Here is an 18,120-nt window from a genome sequence, read left to right on the forward strand (position 1 = left end):
GTTCATTGCCTCAGCCGTCCGCGCGCAATGGCGCATTCTCCCATCCGCCTGACTGCTCCTCCTGCCCGGTGCTCGGGGCAACGCCGGGCCTGCCAGTGAGAAAGCCCTGAACCTGGAGGCAGCCCTCGTCGACCAGGATCTGCCTTTGCCGCTCCGTTTCCACGCCTTCGGTTACGACAGGCAGGTTGAGGCTGTTGCCAAGCGCAATGATCGCCCTGACGATCGCGTGCGCCGAAGGGTCCTTGTCGATCACGGCAGTGAAGCTGCAATCGATCTTCAGCTTGTCGAACGGGAACGTCTGCAGGTTGCTGAGCGAGGAATGCCCGGTGCCGAAATCATCCATGACGATGCGCACCCCATGTATCCTCAGTCGTCCGAGGGTGGCGAGAACGTCTTCGCGATTGTGCAGAAGGGCCGCCTCGGTGATCTCCAGCTCCAACCGGCGCGGCTCCAGCCCCGTTCGCCGCAGGATACCAAAGATCTGATCGAAAAGATTGGGAAGCAGGAACTGCACCGGCGAGATATTGACCGAAACCGGTAGAGGCTCGTTCCATTTCGCCGCCTCCCTGCAGGCCTGCTCCAGCACCCATTCGCCGATCTGGATGATCGAACCGCTTTGCTCGGCGATCGGGATGAAGACATCGGGGCTGATGAGGCCACGCTCCGGATGCATCCAGCGCAAGAGCGCCTCGTAGCCCAGGATCCGATCGCCGCGCAGATCGACAAGCGGTTGATATTCAAGGAAGAGCTGCCGGCGAAGCACGGCATGGCGCAGGTCGTTTTCGATCTGCCGTCGCGTGCGCACGGTCTCGTCCATTTCCGTGTCGAAGAAGCAGGCGATCCCCTTGCCCGATTGTTTGGCGCGGTAGAGAGCGGTGTCGGCATTGTTGCGCAGCCGGTCAGCCGTGTCGCCATCAGCAGGGTAGATCGCAGCACCGATGCTGACGCCGACGGCGGTCGGATCGCGGTTCGTATCCATCTCGGCGGCAAAATAAGTCAGGATGCGGTCCGACAGGTGACGCGCCGCGTCGGGCTGTTCGCCACCCACCTGAAGAATGGCAAACTCGTCGCCGCCCAGCCGGGCGACGGTATCCCCCTCGCCGACCGCCTTGCGCAGGATGTCGGCGACCTTCATGAGGATGCGGTCCCCCTCGCCATGGCCGAAAATGTCGTTGACGGCCTTGAAGCGGTCGAGGTCGAGGCAAAGGATGGCAAGCTGCTCGTTCTTCGCCGCCGCCACCGTCATGACCTGGGCCAGGCGCCGGTCGAAGAAACCACGATTGGGAAGATCGGTCAGCACATCGTGGTGGGCCAGATGCTCGATAGTGCGCTCGGCTTCCTTGCGCGCGCTGAGGTCGCGCACGAAGATCACCTCGCATTCGCGGCCGCGATACTCGACCGTCCGGCACATGAACTCGACCGGCACGGACTGGCCGGCCACATTGATCAGATCGATTTCGCCGGGGCCGTCGCCGCGATGATGGCTCTGCAGCCCTTCCTCACCGAAGGCGAAAACCTCCGCCGGTTCTCGGCCGGTGAGCTCCGAAACCTTCCATCCCGTCAGGCGCGCAAAACGCTCGTTGGTGTCGATGATGCGGCCTTCATGCACGATGGCCATGCCTTCCAGCGATGCATTGGCAAGCCCGCGCAGGTCGGTCAGATGCCGATCGACGAACAGCGCGCCGAAGGCCAGGATGATCAGCATGGTCGAGGCAGCAATGACCCCGCCGGCAAGCCAGGCCGGATGGATGGTATCGGCTGCCGGAATATCCGGCGCCGGTACCAGCGTGATGCCACTCATCGAGGTGAAGTGCAGGACGCAGATGGCAACGACGAGCAGCAGCGTCGAGACGACAAGCCTGCGGGCGTTGCGCAGCACATGAAACGCATGCAGCGCTGCCATCGCCAGCAGGGTGCCGGCGACGATGCCGAAAACCGTGAACCTTGCATCGTAGACAATGTGTCCCGGCATCTCGAGCGCCTGCATGCCGGTAAAGTGCATGGCGGCAATGCCGCCGCCCAGGATGACACCGCTAGATGCAAGGGCGTAGTGCGAGCGAGCGCCAAGCCCGACCGTGAAAGCAACCCAGGCGGCCGCGATCGCGAGAACGATCGAAAGCGTCGTCCCCCAGGCGCCATAGGAAACCGTCATCCCGCCATCATAGGCGAGCATGGCAATGAAATGAGTGGACCAGACGCCGATGCCGCAGGCAAAACCACTGACGGCGGTCCAAAGACCGCGCTGACTGGCTTCGCTTCGCTGGGCACGCAGCAGCAACAGCATGGTTGCGACGCAACCGGCCAGGCAAACCACGGCCGCCACCAGCACCAGACGCCAATCGTGATCATCGCGTATGCATGCAATCACTGAAAACATCATCGTCTCCCGCGTCAATGTCACATTGACAAGGAGTTGCTAAATAACTGTAAATTGTATTAGCTGGTTTGTTCGCCCTTGATACAACCCCAAAAATGGTTGCCTCGCCCGTCTCGCCAAAGCGGCTGTTCCTTAGTGCGATCCGGCCGTAGCAATCTCGCTGTCGATCTTGCCCAGAGCACGCTCGAGATGGCCGTCGAACACGAGCCGCTGTTCGTCGAGCACGACCGATATCTCGGGCGCGCCCTGAAGCCTGAGCTGGAGTGACTGGGATACGCCCTCCTCCAACCCGCCGCGCAAGAGATCGAAGTAGCGCGTGCCGGGGCCGGTAACGTAGATCGGCATACGCTCGTAAAGACTGAGCATGCGCGAGACGCCGTTGCCGAGCGCGATGCCAGCTTGGCGAAAGGCATAGCCGGCCATGCGATGCCCCTGGCGCGCACTCGCTGCGATCTTGTCCATTTCGGCAATTGGCACGAATTTCGCCGGGATCGTGTCGGCCGGCACTTCGAAGGCGGCCCGCAGAATGCCGTAGAAACCGGCAGCCGCTTCGATGCAGCCATAGGCGCCGCAACGGCACAGTCCGGCCGATGGCGCATGCAGCATGTGGCCGAAATTCGGCGCCGTCACGTCGATCTCGCCGAACCTGCCCTTGCTGGCAACGCCGAGGCCGATGCTGTGGCCGAGCGAGATGGCGGCAAGCGATCGAAATCCGCCGTCCGGCGCGCGCTCCGCTTCGGCCGCCAGCGCCTGTGCCACCAGCAGGGTCTCATTGTTGAGCATCACCCTCGCTCGCCATTCCGGCGCAAGCAACGCGGCAAAGTCGAGCTGCTCGCTGCCGAACACCGGAGACCAGAGCAGCCGTGCCGCGTCCGTATCGGCGTCGACCAGCCCCTTGCTGCTGATGGAGATGGCCAGCACGCGGTCGCGCGTCAGGCGCGAGCGCTGCAGCAGGCGCTCCAGCGCCTCGACGAAGGTGCGCGCAAACGCGTCCGTGCCGCGCTGGTCGTGATTGCGGCCCTCCTCGAAGCGGTCGAGCAGCGTGCCGCCATAGTCGGTCAGCGAATACTGCACCACATCCGAAGAGATACGCACGACGACGATGTAACCGCAGTCGCGACGTGGCGTGAACAGGACGCGCGGGCGCCCTCGTCCGCCCTGCACATGCTGTTCCGCCTTGGCGATCACTCCGGCGCGCTCGAGCTCGGCCGTGATCGCCGACACCGTCGCCGAGGCGAGCCCGGTTGCGGCGGAAATTTCGGTATGCGAGAGATTGCGGGCGCGCCGGAGCGCGGCAAGGACCAGCGCACTGTTCTGCTGACGCACGAGCTCAGTGCTGGACTTGGTCAGCATCATACGTCCTTGCCGGTGGCGGGTCCTTCGAACACATGCCCTCCCAAAGCATCTGTTGCACGGCGAGGCAAGGCACTGATCGCCTTGTCGACACCTCGTCAATCTCTGCCATTGATTTTCTCGACTGTCGAGAAATAATCCACAGACCCTTTCCGGCAGCGATGAGTGGCAATGAACTTGCTCGGCGCTGAGCGAGAAGGCTGTCATCAGAGCTGAAACGCACGGCCATTGATCAAGACCGAGCGGGGTCGCCGGCAAATCACGCGGCACCCGACCCGAGCTTGGCGGCCGGAACTGTTGAAATGACACAACAATCCCCTTCCCGCCTGCGTCCGTTTCACCCGGACCCTCACCGCACCCCCGGTGACGAGCCCAGGAAACCGGCGCATCGGCAGTCCATACGCAACCGGGTCGGCCGTGTTGACAGGCCGTGGATTCTCTGACATTCATTTTCTCGACTGTCGAGAAAATAAAACCGGACGATGTTTACGGTGGCATTTCGACAGCGTTGCAAGGCTGGTCGAGGATGGTGCGGGAGGTTCGCACGCTCAGCCGGCCGCCACTCGGGAGGATGAAATGAAATCCGTTTTGAAGCTGATGGCAGGGGCTGCCATCATCGCGTCGATGCATTCCGCAGCCATCGCCAAGGATCTGGTGGTCGGCGTTTCCTGGTCGAACTTCCAGGAAGAGCGTTGGAAAACCGACGAAGCCGCCATCAAGGCAGCACTTGAGGCATCCGGCGACAAGTACATTTCCGCTGACGCCCAGTCTTCCGCTGCCAAGCAGCTGACCGACGTCGAGTCGCTGATCGCCCAGGGTGCCAACGCTCTGATCGTGCTTGCACAGGATAGCGACGCCATCGGCCCGGCCATCGAAAAGGCTGCCGCCGAAGGCATTCCGGTTGTCGGCTACGACCGCCTGATCGAAAATCCGGCCGCCTTCTACATCACCTTCGACAACAAGGAAGTGGGCCGCATGCAGGCTCGCGAAGTGTTCAAGGTCAAGCCGGAAGGCAACTATGTCTTCATCAAGGGCTCGTCTGCCGACCCGAACGCCGACTTCCTGTTCTCCGGACAGATGGAAGTGCTGAAGGAAGCTGTCGACGCCGGCAAGATCAAGAGCGTCGGTGAAGCCTACACCGACGGATGGAAGCCGGAAAATGCCCAAAAGAACATGGAGCAGTTCCTGACCGCAAACGACAACAAGGTCGACGCGGTCGTCGCTTCCAACGACGGCACCGCTGGCGGTGCGATTGCAGCCCTCGATGCCCAGGGCCTCGCCGGCTCCGTTCCGGTCTCCGGCCAGGACGCCGACAAGGCAGCCCTCAACCGCGTCGCCCTCGGCACCCAGACCGTTTCGGTCTGGAAGGACTCGCGTGAACTCGGCAAGCGCGCAGCCGAAATCGCCGCCGAACTGGCGAGCGGCAAGAAGATGGAAGAAATCGCCGGCGTGACGGCCTTCAATGGCGGCCCCAAGGGCGTCGCCATGCAGTCGGTCTTCCTCGCACCGCTTCCGATCACCAAGGAGAACCTCAACGTCGTCATCGACGCCGGCTGGATCTCCAAGGACGAAGCTTGCCAGGGCGTCAAGGGCGACGTCGCTGCGTGCAAATAAGCCGCCCGGACAGAGTTGAGCTCTAACCTTCGACAAGCGCCGCAACGCAACCCGTTGCGGCGCTTGCGCAAGGTGTGACCGGGGCGGACAATGCCCGCTGCATGATCCCTTAAATCGGAAGCGATCTGAGGAGAGGATCATGAAGCATGCTTGAAGTTTTACAGCGTCCTTAGCGCGTCATATTTCACACGCGGCGCTGTAAGACCTTCAGGCACGCGTTGGCACGAACGAGAGAAGCGCTCGACAACTGTCTTCATCATCAGACTTGTCGCGTCCCATTCCGGTCTTTGGCGCCGGCGGATGCGGTGACATCAACAGAAAGTGGGGGGAAGGCACGTCCATGGCCGACATCACACAAGGCAATCAGACACAGAGCCAGGCCAACCGTGCCCGCAACGCGGACGAGAACCCGGTGAAGCGCTTCTTCCGCGCCACCGAGATCGATACCCGCTTGCTCGGCATGGTCGGCGCGCTGGCCATCATCTGGCTCGGCTTCGAGATCATGACCGGCGGCCTGTTTCTGACGCCGAGAAACCTTTGGAACCTGACGGTTCAAACCTCGTCCGTCGCCGTGATGGCGACCGGCATGGTACTGATCATCGTCACCCGCAACATCGATCTGTCGGTCGGCTCCGTGCTTGGCTTCTGCGGCATGATCATGGCGGTCATGCAGGTCAAGGTCCTGCCGCAATATCTCGGGCTCGAGCATCCCGCCATCTGGATCATCACGCTTGCCTGCGGCATCGCCGTCGGCGCCGCGATCGGCGCGCTCCAGGGCTCGATCATCGCCTTCCTCAACGTGCCGGCCTTCATCGTCACGCTCGGCGGCCTGCTCGTCTGGCGCGGTGCCACCTGGTTCGTCACCAGCGGCCAGACTGTTGCACCGATGAATTCCACCTTCCGCCTGATGGGCGGTGGCACCGAGGGGTCCATCGGGGCGACAGCCAGCTGGATTGTCGGCATCATCGCCTGTATCGCCATCGTCGGGGCCATCCTCAACTCGCGCAAGCAGCGCAAGCGCTTCGGCTTTCCGCTGCGCCCGGTCTGGGCCGAATATTTCCTCGGCATCCTCGGCTGCATCCTGGTGATGGGCGCGGTGGCGATCGCCAACCACTATTACTGGCCGGTCAACATTGCTCGCAAATATGCCGACGCCAACGGCATCGCCTGGCCGGACGGCGGCTTGCTCATCTCGCACGGTATCGCCATCCCCGTGCTGGTCGCCATCGCCGTCGGCATCGTCATGACATTCATCGCCACTCGCCTGCGCTTCGGCCGCTATGTCTTTGCGCTCGGGGGCAATCCTGAGGCAGCCGAACTGGCGGGGATCAAGACCCGCTGGGTCACCGTCAAGATCTTCATGCTGATGGGCGTGCTCTGCGCCATCGCCGCGGCGATCTCGACGGCCCGCCTCAACGCCGCAACTAACGCGCAAGGCGAGCTCGACGAGCTCTACACGATCGCAGCCGCGGTCATCGGCGGCACGTCGCTTGCCGGCGGCGTCGGCACGATCGCCGGCGCGATGATCGGCGCACTCGTCATGCAATCGCTGCAGTCGGGCATGGTGCTCTTGGGGATCGACTCGCCGTTCCAGCGCATCGTCGTCGGCGTGGTTCTTGTCGTCGCCGTCTGGCTCGACACGATCTACCGCGCCCGTGCCAAGTAAGAAGGAGTCCGACCAATGAAAGACCAACGCACTCCGCTCGTGGAAATGAAGAACATTTCCATCTCCTTCGGCGGCATCCATGCGGTCGACAACGCTTCCGTCGACCTCTACCCCGGCGAGGTCGTGGCGCTTCTCGGCCACAACGGCGCCGGCAAGTCGACGCTGATCAAGATCCTGTCGGGGGCCTACAAGCGCGACGGCGGCGAGATCCTGATCAATGGCGAAGCCGCCGACATCAGCAACCCGCGCGACGCCAAGAAATACGGCATTGAGACGATCTATCAGACGCTTGCCGTCGCCGATAACGTCGATGCGGCCGCCAACCTCTATCTCGGCCGCGAGCTGCGCACCCCCTGGGGCACGCTCGACGACGTGGCGATGGAGGCCAAGGCCCGCGAAGTCATGGGGCGTCTCAACCCCAACTTCCAGCGCTTCAAGGAACCGGTGAAGGCGCTTTCGGGCGGCCAGCGGCAGTCGGTGGCGATCGCCCGCGCGATCCTGTTCGACGCCCGCATCCTGATCATGGACGAACCGACGGCAGCCCTCGGGCCCCAGGAAACCGCCCAGGTCGGCGAGCTGATCAAGCAGCTGAAGCGCGAAGGCATCGGCATCTTCCTGATCAGCCACGACATCCACGACGTCTTCGACCTCGCCGACCGCGTCTCGGTGATGAAGAACGGCCAGGTCGTCGGCCAGGCCCGCACAGAGGATGTGACCAAGGACGAGGTGCTCGGCATGATCATCATGGGCAAGGTCCCGCCCAAGGCGATCCCCGGCCCCGGCGCCATGCAGACCGCCTAACCAACGACGCCACATGGCCCGGCAATCGCCGGGCCATGTGTTTCATCGGTTTAAGCGGAACCGAGTAGCAAGCTTCAAGGGCTTCAGCTCGCTTTACGAGTCATGTTCGACTCCGGTGCAGACCACCTCGACATCCCCACTGATCCATTCTGCATGCCCGACCTTTCCCCTCACCCGCACCGCCATGCCTGACACAAAGGGCACAGCTTGTCCCGCCCCGCCCGGCAGCCACATCAGGCCCATTCCAAAGCTCGACCATCGGCTGGCTTCCGCATCAATTTGTGAGCCGCTCGCAAATTCCCCTGCGAACTCCGTCATTTCACCATTGAAGCGACGCGCAAGCTAAGCTATGAACCGCTCACAGTCCGCTTCGGCGGCCTTGCTGCAAACGGATGCACCCGTAGCTCAGCTGGATAGAGTGTTGGATTCCGATTCCAAAGGTCACAGGTTCGAATCCTGTCGGGTGCGCCATCTTTCCACCATTCCAGAACAATGATGGTGCTAGGTCCGCGCCCGCCGCCGACCGGACGTTTTCCTTCTATCAGTTGCCCAGGGCCGTATTTCCGCCGAAGACGTCATGAACTGCCCAGCCAGTATGTCCGTGACAGGCTGACGTGGCTCGCGCGCCTTGAGCATCCTCACCCCCTCAAGAAGACGATCCTCTGCGAGCCCGCTCGTTACCGCCAGCCGCTGCCATTTGTCCTCGTGTTGTCGCCGAGTTGATACAAACGCGGTATCTGCGGCCATGGCGTGCCAAGAAGCTATCCCGCCAGAGGGGCTTCCATGAAGATGAGATGGTTGCACAGTTCAGGAGGTGCGTCGTAATAAGGCGCGATCTCCTGGAATCCGAGAGAGCGGTAGAGGCTCAGCGCCTCATCGTGGTTGCGGCCGGTATCCAGCCGCATGGTCGCGTAGCCCCGCTCAGCAGCCACGCGCACGATGTTTTCGGCGAGACGGCGGCCCAGCCCTAAGCCTCGGCCCTCGGGGCTGATGAACATGCGCTTCATCTCGCATGTGTGTTCATCGATCCGCTGCATCATAACACAACCGACCACCTTTCCGTTCAGGCGGGCAACAAGGATCTCGCCATGTGGAGCCGAGTGGATCCTCGGCAGGCTGTCCAGGAGCGCGGCCCATTCTTCTGGTGTGTAATAGCGGTCGACGAACCAAGCGTTTTCGCCGTAGCGTGACCGGCACCAGTCGATGAAGCTGTTGCACAAGGCTCGAATGGCAGGGAAGTCGTCAGGCCCGGCTGGGCCGATCTCCGAGTTCTGTTCCACCTCTGTGCCCCACTCACAAATTTTGCATCGGCAAAGCGGGCGCTCCTTCCCGAGTTCCATGGACGCCGAAAAGGAGGCCGGGATCGAGTCGGGCTCAAGCAATCGCCCGCTGGCATTTGGAAATTTTCCTGCCCAGTGGCTCCATCGAACTTCGTGGATTGTGCTCACGCTATAATCAACTGTAGTCGAAAAAGGTCTTGCTGACTATCTGCCAGCGCTTTTCGGTTGTCAGACGAAGACCGCCGAAAATTCGAGCTGTTGGTTGAAGAGTTGCGGATTGCCACAAACTAGGTTTTTGCCAGTAGCCGTTCACACGGCCACTGGCAAAACACATCTCAAGCCCGAGTTGTCTCCCAGCCGAGGTTTGCTGTTCGAAAACTCACTGAGTAGCCAGGGCCGGAAGCTGCACCTTCCTGACGGGCGGCGGATTCCATTTTCCGATCAGCGCTTCGGATTTCGGAGCGTACATGCGCATCGTCAGAGTGAACGCTCCCTTCGGTGTAGGCAGCCAGTTGGCCTCCTTATCCGGACCGGGGGACTCGTTTTGAATGTAGAGATCAAGCGAGCCATCTGCGTTGTCTTTGAACGGCATCCAGCTACTGAGTGCGAAACGTTCGAGGCTGTTGCCAACCTGAAATCCGGCTGCGTCGTACAGCGTGATCGACCAGAAAGCGTTGACGGGCGGCATGGCATTCTTTTCGAACGCTATCGTGTATTTATTCGCGCCATCGAGCGGCTGCCCTGACTCGTCGGCGAGATTGAGAGGGTAGATGGCATCTTCCGGCAGATTCGCGCCAAGGCCTTGCTGCGCAACAATGGCCCGCTTCAAATAGTAGTTGCCGTATACTCCCATCGTATCGGTATTCATCGACCAGCCGTTCTCTACCCTCGCCAACGTCGCCAGCTTCCATTCCATCAGTCTCTGGGCGACTTGCGGCGCGCTCTCCAAGGCTTTCTGTACGGTCGGATCGAGCTTGCTCATGTCAAAGCTCTTGCCGGGTTCGATGCCGATCTTCTTCATCTCCGCGAGGATCGGTTGATCGGTCAGGTGGGGCGGCTCGACCTTGAGCAGTTCGGCGGCATATGCGAAATACTTGCCAGCGTCCATCGTATCGACCTGGATCTTTGGCGGTGTCTTCATGTCGACGCTGGGATCGATTTTAACCTCAACCGGCTTCGCTGACTTGCCCCAGTCCGATAGGAGCGTAACCTTGTACCCCGCTTGGATCTTGTGTACGGCATCGTAGTCAGCCGGGCCGTCGGTCTTTGTCCGACCGATAACCCAGACATGCGTCGTCGGCGCTTCAATTCGCTGGGTGTTCTCGGGGAGCTTGAACTCCTCAATGAACTTGTCGCGCAAGTCGGGTCTCCAGCCCGGCGGCGTGACAAGGAATGTCCCTGCGGTTGTGCCCGTGGTCCGCCAACCCGGCGACGCAAAAACATCCGTCCACATGTCCAGCATCGGAAGCAGGTAATAGCGTCCGTCGGTATCCGGAGCACTGATGACTACGGGCTCCTTCGTCATGTCGAGCCACGCGGAGGAATACAGCGTGTCGAAGTTTGGGCGGACCACACCCTTGAAATCCGCCGGAGGATACTCGGGAACGTTGGTGAAGACGTTCATCGGACCCTTCCCGAATTCCTTGCCGGGTTCGACGTTGGTGAATGTCTTTCGGCTGATGTCCATGGACAACAGCGGGTAGAAATACACATAGGCGTCCACGGCAATAGAGTGCGCCTCTGCCTCGGTAAGAGCGGGCTGCGCGGCCTGAGCCATCGCTGACTGCCCTAAAACTAGTCCTAGGGACAGACCGATCACGTGCCTGTTCATGGTGTTCTCCCGTTGCTTTATTTAACGGCTCACGTGGGTGATGCCCGCCCGAGGCAGCCTTTTCGCAAAGCTCCGTAGTAGCAAGTACGTTACGGTAACTTACGGCGTTCGCCCCCTCCTTGGCGGCCCATCGTCCTGCGGGGCCGGAGTATCATGAATGCTCTGGACGACTGAGGGTGGAGCGTACTTTGGCTCAGCGACCACTGGTTAGCGTGTACGTTTTCAGGAATGCGCGAAAGAGCCCCCTCATCGTGTTAGCGCGATGTGTGTCGCCTGCGCCTTAAAGGGCTTGCCCTGTCGCGTCATGGCGGTGTTAAAACAGAGCGTTCGCCGTGGGAAAGTTCTACGAGATCTTCTTTCTGCGCGGGAGAAAGCACCGGGCATCCGACGCTTTCAGCCTAGAGGTATCATGCAGTCCAGCTTCTGGGCGATGCTGGGCGCCGCCGACGCCTTGTCCCATGCCGCAGCGACAGCAGAAATCACCGCTCAGCAGGCGCAAGACGAACTCTTTGAGATCATCGTGGCCATGGTCAGCAGGACACCAGGAAGCGCGCAACGAGTTGATTTCCAAGTAACGTTGGAAACCAAATCCCTTCTGCCGTCCCGATTACTCCGACACTGAGCCGCGCTGCACGACACCCAAGGCTATAGCGAGCCAAAACACTCAAGGGCAGAACAAATCTATCGATACGCATCGGGAGATTGGCACAGCATATCGGCTGGCGCCGAGCGACTACCCCTCTGCACCCGCCCGCGCATACCGTCCCGGCGCCTGTCCAACGTGCCGGCTGAAGGCGGTGCTGAAGGTGCTGGCCGAGCCGTAGCCGACCCGTTCGGCGACATCGGCGATTTCGGCGTTGTGGCTGCGCAGCAGGTCCTTTGCCATCGCCATGCGCCAGGCGAGCAGGTATTCCATCGGCGCCAGGCCAACATTGCGCGTGAACCTTTCGAAGAACGCCGAACGAGAGAGCCCGGCCGCCTTCGCAAGCTCGGCCACTGTCCAGGAGCGCGCCGGGTTGCCGTGCATCACCCTGATCGCTTCCGCCAGCCGTTGATCGGCGAGCCCGCGCAACAATCCCGGCGGAGCGTCCGGCCGCTGGGTCAGCCGCAGCGCCTCGATGAGCAGCACTTCGACCAGGCGCGCCAGTACCAGATCGCGACCGGCGCGCTGTTCGGCGGCTTCTTCTGTCAACAGCCGAACCAGGATCGAAAGTCGCTCGGCGCCGCGCACATGCACCTGCGCCGGCAGCAGCGACACCAGCAATCCCGCATCCTCCGTTGCAAAGACGAAGTAGCCGCCGAGCAGCCGCACGCTTGGCGGTCCATCGAGGTCGCCGTGGCGAACCTCGTCGCCCGGATCAGGTGTTGCCTTCGGGTCGATGAATTCAGGGGTAACCGGCTCGAAGCCCGACATGGTGAAGCCCGGCGTTGTCGGCAGCAGGACGAAATCGCCCGCCTCAAGCGCCAGCACGTCCTGACCGTCGACCGCCAGACGGCAGGCACCTTCGAGAACGGTGCAGAAGCCGGGATGACCGAAATCGGAATAACGCACGCCCCAGCGGCCGGCACCGCTGATGCTTTTCGTAAACACTGCGCGGGGTCGCAGCAGCGTGATGATTTCCGAGAGTGGATCGATCATTTCCGGACTATCGCAAATCAAATACGGACTTTCAATTATATATCGTCCGGTTTTCGCTCGGTATCATGACACCATCTGAACCGAACAAGGAAATTGTCATGAAAACCGTATTGATCACTGGCTGCTCGTCCGGCTACGGCCTCGAAACCGCCCGCCTCTTTCACGCCAACGGCTGGAACGTGGTCGCGACCATGCGCACGCCGCGCGAGGATATCCTGCCCCGGTCGGAGCGCATGCGTATCGTGCAGCTTGACGTCACCGACCCCGACAGCATTTCGGTGGCACTGGAGGTAAGCGGTCCGATTGATGCGCTCGTCAACAATGCCGGTATCGGCGTGGTCGGGGCTTTCGAGGCAACGCCGATGGCTCATGTGCGGAAGATCTTCGAGACCAACACGTTCGGCGTCATGGCAATGACACAGGCGGTGATCCCGCAATTGCGCCGCAGGCGGTCCGGCGTCGTGGTCAATGTGACATCAAGCGTGACGCTCGCCGCCATGCCTCTTGCCGCCGCCTATACCGCCAGCAAGACGGCAATCGAGGGGTTTACCGGGTCGCTTACCCACGAGCTTCGCGCCTTCGGCGTGCGCGCCAAACTGGTCGAGCCCGGCTACGCTCCGAGCACGCGGTTTTCGCAAAATGTCGGCGTGCGCATCGAAGATCTGATCCCTGAAACCTATGCGGCCTTCGCGCAGCCGATCTTTGCCGCTTTTGCAAACCCGGCCCTGATTACCACGGAGAGCGATGTGGCGGACGCGGTATGGCGCGCTGCAAATGATACGTCGGAACAGCTGCATTTCCCGGCGGGGGCCGACGCCGTGGCTTTGGCGCGCGCGAGCTGAAACCGAGGGCGGCGTCATCCGCCGACAGCGCCATCAGGCCAATGGCAAGCCCGCGGCATGCACGCGATCGACAAGCGCTTCGGTGATCGTCCGATCCCTAAAGAACTCCTGGGTGCGGATATAGCCGGCCGTCAGTTTTGGATCGAGCGCCTGGATCTGCGCCACCAACTGGCGCGCCCGGTCAATATCGCCGCGCGCCATCCGCGCGGCGATACGATAGATCAGCGTGCGCCGGGTCTGATAGGGAAGCGCCCGCGCCACGGCAAAAAGCTCGTCATGCCGGCCGAGCACATAGAGCGAGGCGACGCGCTCCTCTACAATCCACACCGGTAGAAACGGGTCCAGCATCTCCGCCCGGTCGAGCAGCTCGAGCGCCCGCTCCGCCTCGTTCGCATAGGTGTAGAAAGCCGCACAACGGCCCGCGATGTAGGCATCGTTGGGCGCCAGGTCTATCGCCCGCTCGTGATGATGCCGCGATGCCGCGAAGTCGCCTTCCATGCACTTGATCGCACCCATGATGCGATGGGAGTCCGGGTCGGTAGGATCGAGATCGAGCGCGTGTGCGACCTGCTGCTCGCCGGCCGAAAGGTCGAAATCGGGCAGGTTGCTCCAGGCGCACACATGCATGGCGACCGGCCGTCCGAAGGTTGGATCCGCATCCATCGAGCGCTCGAACCAGTGCATGGCTTCGCCGATATGCCGATCGGCGACACCGATCAGGCGATGGTGGTCGAGGCCAAGCAGGTAGTACTCGTAGGCCGACATGTTGTCCGGCCGCTTCAGCCGCGCGGCGACCAGCTCCGCCTGCTCTATCCGTCCTGCCACTGTTGCGGCGATGCGGGCGGTCACCTCGTCGATGATGGCAAGCAGCTCCTCGAACGGCCGCTCGATCCGGTCGGACCAGACCAGATGCCCGTGGGTCGTCTCGCACAGCGACACGTTGAGCCGCACGAGGCTACCCAGTTTGCGCACGGAGCCCGAAACGACATAGCGCACCCCCAGTGCCCTCCCCACCTCGACGGGATCACGGATGGCAAGGACCACGGAGGCCGACCGCGAGCTGACGAACAGGCTCTTCAGCCGGCCGAGCTCCAGCGTGAGGTCGTCGGTCAGCCCCTCCGTCAGGAAGGACTGGTCGTCTTGACCGGCAGCGAAGGCGACGAAGGGCGTGACGATCACCGAATTGGGCCGCATCGCGGCCGGCGGCGCCTCGCGCGTCGGCGCCGAGAGAAACCGATGCCTGTCGATCGTCGTCCCGACCCGATAGACACGCATCGGCTCGCTGACACCCTTGAAGCGACGCTCGCCGATCTCTTCGAAGGCGCAGGGCGAGACCCGCCGCACCTGCTCGTACAGAGCTTGGGAAACTTCGATTTCGCCGGCGGCAGCACTCGATTGCAGCCTGGCGGCGAGATTGACACCGTTGCCCCTGAGGTCGTCGCCGACGGCAAGCACATCGGCAAGATGCAACCCGAAGCGCATGTGGTTGGGCGTGGCATCGGGGATGGCCGCAAGCGAGCTGCGCGCCTCCATGGCTGCGCGAAGGGCGTTGACCGGGCTCGTGAACTCCGCAAGCACGGCATCGCCGGCGGTGTTGAAGACCCGGCCATCATGGCGCGCGACCGTGTCGCCCACGGCCTTCAGGCACGCAGAGACGCATTCGACGGCTTCTTCCTCATGGGATTCCATCGCCGCGGTCGACCCGACGAAATCCGCCACCATGATCGCAACCAGCTTGCGCTGCATCTCCATCGCCTCGCCGACACTCGGCCGCCAGCGCGAGAGGATAGCACAATGCAAGGGATCAGGCAGCAGACGCTATTTTAGCAATCGCTTCATATATAGGTGAATGCCTGGTCGCGCGCCGACATCTGGGCGACAGGCAACGGCCAGCCGATCGCCAGCTTCGGATCGAACGCATTGAGCCCGCCCTCCGCCTCCGGCGCATAGGGTTTGTCATGCAGGTAGATCAGTTCGCAGTCTTCGCAGAGCGTCTGAAATCCATGCGCAAATCCACCGGGGATCATCATCGATCGCGCGTTCTCTGCGCTCAGAACCTCGCCGTGCCATTGCAGGTAGGTGGGCGAACCCGGGCGCAGATCGACGGCGACATCGAAGACGGAGCCGGCGAGACAGGACACGAACTTGGCCTCGTCATGCGGCGCACGCTGAAAATGCATCCCACGGATCGTGCCCTTGAGGTGCGTCATCGTGTGGTTGATCTGGGCGATCGTGCCATCGGCGCCGAAATCGGCAAGCTCTTCGCGGCAAAAGAAGCGCGAGAGGAACCCGCGCTCGTCGCCAAAGCGCTGACGCTCGATGACCAAAAGATCGGGGATAGGTGTGGCGATACGATTGAAACGCGACATCGGCTTTCTCGTGGAACGGGTCGGTGGGCAGAACAAGGGTCGTGTTCCAGCCCGCAGATATTGACGGCCAACAAATTCTCAGGACATAAGACGCGCGGAAATGCAAGCACGGACAAGCGTAGTGTGACCCTGCAGGGTGCGACTGGTGCAGGCCGTGCACAGCGAACGGCTTGAACAATGATCGAGGCACACCTCACGGCGCGGATAAGCGGCCTGGCTGATTTGGAAGCCTCCGTGCGCGGTTCGAAATACGTGATCGGCGAGAACTCGGTCATCGACAGTTTCGTGAAGTTCAAGCCGGCCGGCGGCAGTGGCGACATCGTGATCGGCCGCAACTGCACGATCAACAGTGGATGCGTTTTCTACAGCGGTCACGGCATCACCATCGGCGACAATGTCTTGATCGCCGCGAATTGTACGCTTGCACCCGTCAATCACGAATTCCGCGACAAGAGCCGCCCGATACGTGAGCAGGGCTTCCAGGAAAGCAGAGGCGGTATCGTCATCGAGGACGATGTCTGGCTTGGGGCCAATTGTGTGCTTCTCGATGGAACTATCCTGCGCAAGGGCTGCGTGATCGCGGCAGGCAGCATCGTGCGCGGCACGGTCGAGGCCTATTCAATCACCGGCGGGAATCCATTGAGAACCCTGGGATATCGATCTTGAGATTTACCCTGCTCGGCGCCCGCGGCTTTGTCGGGCGCCACCTGTTGACCTATCTGACGTCACTCGGCCACGAAGTGATCGCCCCTGCACGCGACGCCCGCCTGACCGAGGCCTGCCATGGCACGCATGTGATCTACGCCATAGGGCTTACGGCCGACTTTCGGCAGAGACCTTTCGATACGATCGAGGCGCATGTCAGCTTGGCCGCCGAACTGCTGCGAGACTGCGACTTCACGTCGTTTCTCTATTTGTCGTCGACGCGGGTCTATGCCGGCAGCACGAACACGGACGAATTGGCAGCTTTGACCGTTCGCCCCGGCAACCCATCGGATCTGTACAATCTCTCCAAGCTTTCAGGTGAGGCAATCTGCAATGCGTCCGGCAGGCCGAATGTGCGCATCGCCCGCCTGTCCAACGTCGTCGGGCCGGCATCGGCCACATCGGAGAGTTTCATCGGCGATCTCTGTCGGGAAGCAGCGGCCGGTCACATCACGCTGCGGAGCAGTATGGCGTCGGCCAAGGACTATATCTGGATCGACGACGCGGTTAAACTCTTGACGCAAATTGCCGAAAATGGACAGGAAACGATCTACAACGTGGCGAGCGGTCAACAGACCAGCAATGCTGACTGGGTGACTGGGCTCGCTCGCCACACGGGCTGCCGGGTTGACGTCGCCGACCATGCTCCGACAATCACATTCCCACCGATAGACATCGACCGCATACGGGCCGAGTTCGCGTTTAAACCAGAGCGCGTTATCGACAGAATTGCGGACATACTCTCGTTTGCCCCTTAAAACACGCTGGCGATCCTCAGCATCGACCGAAAGGACTTCGGATGGACCCGATCAAGCAATTCTCCGCAGAGCGCATGGCTGCCATTGCCGGCTACGGCACCGACGAGGCGTTCACCGCGCTGTCGTCGCAATGGCGGCAGATGTCCATGGACAAACGCTACGTCTACAATTTCGACTGGATGGGGCGCCCGATCATCCAGTATCCGCAGGACATCCAGGCGATGCAGGAACTGGTCTGGGCGACAAAGCCGGACCTGATCATCGAGACCGGTATCGCGCATGGCGGCTCGATCGTTCTGAGCGCCTCGCTGCTGGCGATGCTGGATATGTGCGATGCGATCGAAAAAGGCGTCACGATCGATCCGAAGGTCTCGAACCGCAAGGTGATCGGCATCGATATCGACATCCGCAAGCACAATCGCAAGGCCATTGAAGAGCATCCAATGGCGTCGAGAATCCAGCTGATCGAAGGTTCCTCGATCGCCAAGGACGTCGTTGACCAGGTTCAACAGGCGGCGCAGGGATACGAACGGGTAATGGTGTGCCTCGACTCCATGCACACGCACGATCACGTGCTCGCCGAACTGGAAGCCTATGCCCCCCTCGTCACCTCGGGATGCTACTGCGTGGTGTTCGATACATTCGTCGAGGACCTCCCACGGGACTTCTTCAATGACCGTCCGTGGAACGTCGGCGACAACCCCAAGACGGCCGTGCGCGCCTATCTGGCGGACCATCCCGAATTCAGCGTCAATGGCGAAATTGACGGCAAGCTTCTGGTGACCGTGGCTCCGGAGGGCTTTCTTCTCAGGGCCTAGCAGCCCGTTGGAGAACCCACTCGTCAGCGTATCGATCGAAAGTGTGCGTCAAAAAAAGCGATTTCTC

General features: G+C 61.6%; 14 protein-coding genes, 1 tRNA gene and 1 pseudogene. 9 read left to right on the forward strand and 7 right to left on the reverse strand.

Translation table 11 applies throughout. The annotated features are described in order from the left end of the window. Window positions 1–10 precede the first annotated feature (10 nt). Together ASD00_RS07335 and ASD00_RS07340 are read right to left on the reverse strand one after the other, a co-directional pair. On the reverse strand, window positions 11–2,377 hold the full coding sequence (locus ASD00_RS07335; protein ID WP_057205792.1) for an EAL domain-containing protein: 2,367 nt from the start codon (window positions 2,375–2,377) through the stop codon (window positions 11–13). Between the two features lie 132 nt (window positions 2,378–2,509). Beyond that, window positions 2,510–3,730, reverse strand: a complete 1,221-nt coding sequence (locus ASD00_RS07340; protein WP_057206137.1) for an ROK family transcriptional regulator — start codon at window positions 3,728–3,730, stop codon at window positions 2,510–2,512. 576 nt (window positions 3,731–4,306) lie between these two features. Here ASD00_RS07340 and xylF point away from each other — a divergent pair. From xylF to ASD00_RS07365, 4 genes are all read left to right on the forward strand, one after another. Continuing rightward, a complete protein-coding gene (gene xylF, locus ASD00_RS07345) occupies window positions 4,307–5,344 on the forward strand; it encodes a D-xylose ABC transporter substrate-binding protein (RefSeq protein ID WP_025428052.1) in 1,038 nt (345 codons plus the stop codon). A 340-nt stretch (window positions 5,345–5,684) separates the two neighbouring features. Next, window positions 5,685–7,010: a sugar ABC transporter permease gene (locus ASD00_RS07350; RefSeq protein ID WP_025428053.1), complete on the forward strand. Its 1,326-nt coding sequence runs from the start codon at window positions 5,685–5,687 to the stop codon at window positions 7,008–7,010. 15 nt (window positions 7,011–7,025) lie between these two features. Then, entirely contained in the window at window positions 7,026–7,811 is a 786-nt protein-coding gene (locus ASD00_RS07355) for an ATP-binding cassette domain-containing protein (RefSeq protein WP_025428054.1), read from the forward strand. A gap of 394 nt (window positions 7,812–8,205) precedes the next feature. Continuing rightward, window positions 8,206–8,282: transfer RNA gene (locus ASD00_RS07365), tRNA-Arg, on the forward strand. Window positions 8,283–8,572: 290 nt separating this feature from the next. Here ASD00_RS07365 and ASD00_RS07370 read toward each other — a convergent pair. Both ASD00_RS07370 and ASD00_RS07375 read right to left on the reverse strand, forming a co-directional pair. Then, window positions 8,573–9,091 (reverse strand): GNAT family N-acetyltransferase, encoded by a 519-nt coding sequence (locus ASD00_RS07370; protein WP_081788909.1) that lies wholly within the window; start codon window positions 9,089–9,091, stop codon window positions 8,573–8,575. Window positions 9,092–9,470: 379 nt separating this feature from the next. Further along, on the reverse strand, window positions 9,471–10,922 hold the full coding sequence (locus tag ASD00_RS07375; protein ID WP_025428058.1) for a DUF1254 domain-containing protein: 1,452 nt from the start codon (window positions 10,920–10,922) through the stop codon (window positions 9,471–9,473). Between the two features lie 400 nt (window positions 10,923–11,322). Here ASD00_RS07375 and ASD00_RS41525 point away from each other — a divergent pair. Beyond that, window positions 11,323–11,544 (forward strand): annotated as a pseudogene (locus tag ASD00_RS41525) (hypothetical protein); the annotation flags it as partial. A gap of 111 nt (window positions 11,545–11,655) precedes the next feature. Here the strand turns inward: ASD00_RS41525 and ASD00_RS07385 are convergent. Then, window positions 11,656–12,561 carry an AraC family transcriptional regulator gene (locus ASD00_RS07385; RefSeq protein ID WP_025428060.1) on the reverse strand — a complete coding sequence of 302 codons (906 nt, stop codon included), beginning with the start codon at window positions 12,559–12,561 and terminating at the stop codon, window positions 11,656–11,658. Window positions 12,562–12,659: 98 nt separating this feature from the next. Here ASD00_RS07385 and ASD00_RS07390 point away from each other — a divergent pair, with 98 nt between their 5' ends. Further along, a complete protein-coding gene (locus ASD00_RS07390) occupies window positions 12,660–13,403 on the forward strand; it encodes an SDR family oxidoreductase (RefSeq protein WP_025428061.1) in 744 nt (247 codons plus the stop codon). A gap of 33 nt (window positions 13,404–13,436) precedes the next feature. Here ASD00_RS07390 and ASD00_RS07395 read toward each other — a convergent pair whose 3' ends face one another. After that, window positions 13,437–15,149 carry an adenylate/guanylate cyclase domain-containing protein gene (locus ASD00_RS07395; RefSeq protein WP_038577375.1) on the reverse strand — a complete coding sequence of 571 codons (1,713 nt, stop codon included), beginning with the start codon at window positions 15,147–15,149 and terminating at the stop codon, window positions 13,437–13,439. Window positions 15,150–15,238: 89 nt separating this feature from the next. After that, window positions 15,239–15,772, reverse strand: a complete 534-nt coding sequence (gene rfbC, locus ASD00_RS07400) for a dTDP-4-dehydrorhamnose 3,5-epimerase (RefSeq protein ID WP_025428062.1) — start codon at window positions 15,770–15,772, stop codon at window positions 15,239–15,241. A gap of 234 nt (window positions 15,773–16,006) precedes the next feature. On the opposite strand from rfbC, the gene ASD00_RS07405 reads away from it, so the two are divergent. From ASD00_RS07405 to ASD00_RS07415, 3 genes are read left to right on the forward strand one after another with little or no spacing between them, the layout of a single operon-like run. Then, on the forward strand, window positions 16,007–16,438 hold the full coding sequence (locus ASD00_RS07405) for an acyltransferase (protein ID WP_239637559.1): 432 nt from the start codon (window positions 16,007–16,009) through the stop codon (window positions 16,436–16,438). Further along, on the forward strand, window positions 16,435–17,235 hold the full coding sequence (locus ASD00_RS07410; protein ID WP_025428064.1) for an SDR family oxidoreductase: 801 nt from the start codon (window positions 16,435–16,437) through the stop codon (window positions 17,233–17,235). The genes ASD00_RS07405 and ASD00_RS07410 overlap by 4 nt, the downstream gene beginning before the upstream one ends. 41 nt (window positions 17,236–17,276) lie before the next feature. Further along, the gene (locus ASD00_RS07415; RefSeq protein ID WP_025428065.1) at window positions 17,277–18,053 is read left to right on the forward strand and encodes a cephalosporin hydroxylase family protein; all 777 of its coding nucleotides are present in this window, start codon (window positions 17,277–17,279) and stop codon (window positions 18,051–18,053) included. Window positions 18,054–18,120: the final 67 nt, after the last annotated feature.

It is taken from the genome of Ensifer sp. Root31, from assembly GCF_001424825.1.
In the GTDB taxonomy this organism is placed as follows: domain Bacteria; phylum Pseudomonadota; class Alphaproteobacteria; order Rhizobiales; family Rhizobiaceae; genus Ensifer; species Ensifer canadensis.

Excerpts from the sequence above, each read along its gene's own strand:
- ASD00_RS07335 (WP_057205792.1), bottom strand. The coding sequence starts at position 2,377 with ATGTTTTCAGTGATTGCATGCATACGCGATGATCACGATTGGCGTCTG.
- ASD00_RS07340 (WP_057206137.1), bottom strand. The coding sequence starts at position 3,730 with ATGCTGACCAAGTCCAGCACTGAGCTCGTGCGTCAGCAGAACAGTGCG.
- xylF (WP_025428052.1), top strand. The coding sequence starts at position 4,307 with ATGAAATCCGTTTTGAAGCTGATGGCAGGGGCTGCCATCATCGCGTCG.
- ASD00_RS07350 (WP_025428053.1), top strand. The coding sequence starts at position 5,685 with ATGGCCGACATCACACAAGGCAATCAGACACAGAGCCAGGCCAACCGT.
- ASD00_RS07355 (WP_025428054.1), top strand. The coding sequence starts at position 7,026 with ATGAAAGACCAACGCACTCCGCTCGTGGAAATGAAGAACATTTCCATC.
- ASD00_RS07375 (WP_025428058.1), bottom strand. The coding sequence starts at position 10,922 with ATGAACAGGCACGTGATCGGTCTGTCCCTAGGACTAGTTTTAGGGCAG.
- ASD00_RS07385 (WP_025428060.1), bottom strand. The coding sequence starts at position 12,561 with ATGATCGATCCACTCTCGGAAATCATCACGCTGCTGCGACCCCGCGCA.
- ASD00_RS07390 (WP_025428061.1), top strand. The coding sequence starts at position 12,660 with ATGAAAACCGTATTGATCACTGGCTGCTCGTCCGGCTACGGCCTCGAA.
- ASD00_RS07395 (WP_038577375.1), bottom strand. The coding sequence starts at position 15,149 with ATGCAGCGCAAGCTGGTTGCGATCATGGTGGCGGATTTCGTCGGGTCG.
- rfbC (WP_025428062.1), bottom strand. The coding sequence starts at position 15,772 with ATGTCGCGTTTCAATCGTATCGCCACACCTATCCCCGATCTTTTGGTC.
- ASD00_RS07415 (WP_025428065.1), top strand. The coding sequence starts at position 17,277 with ATGGACCCGATCAAGCAATTCTCCGCAGAGCGCATGGCTGCCATTGCC.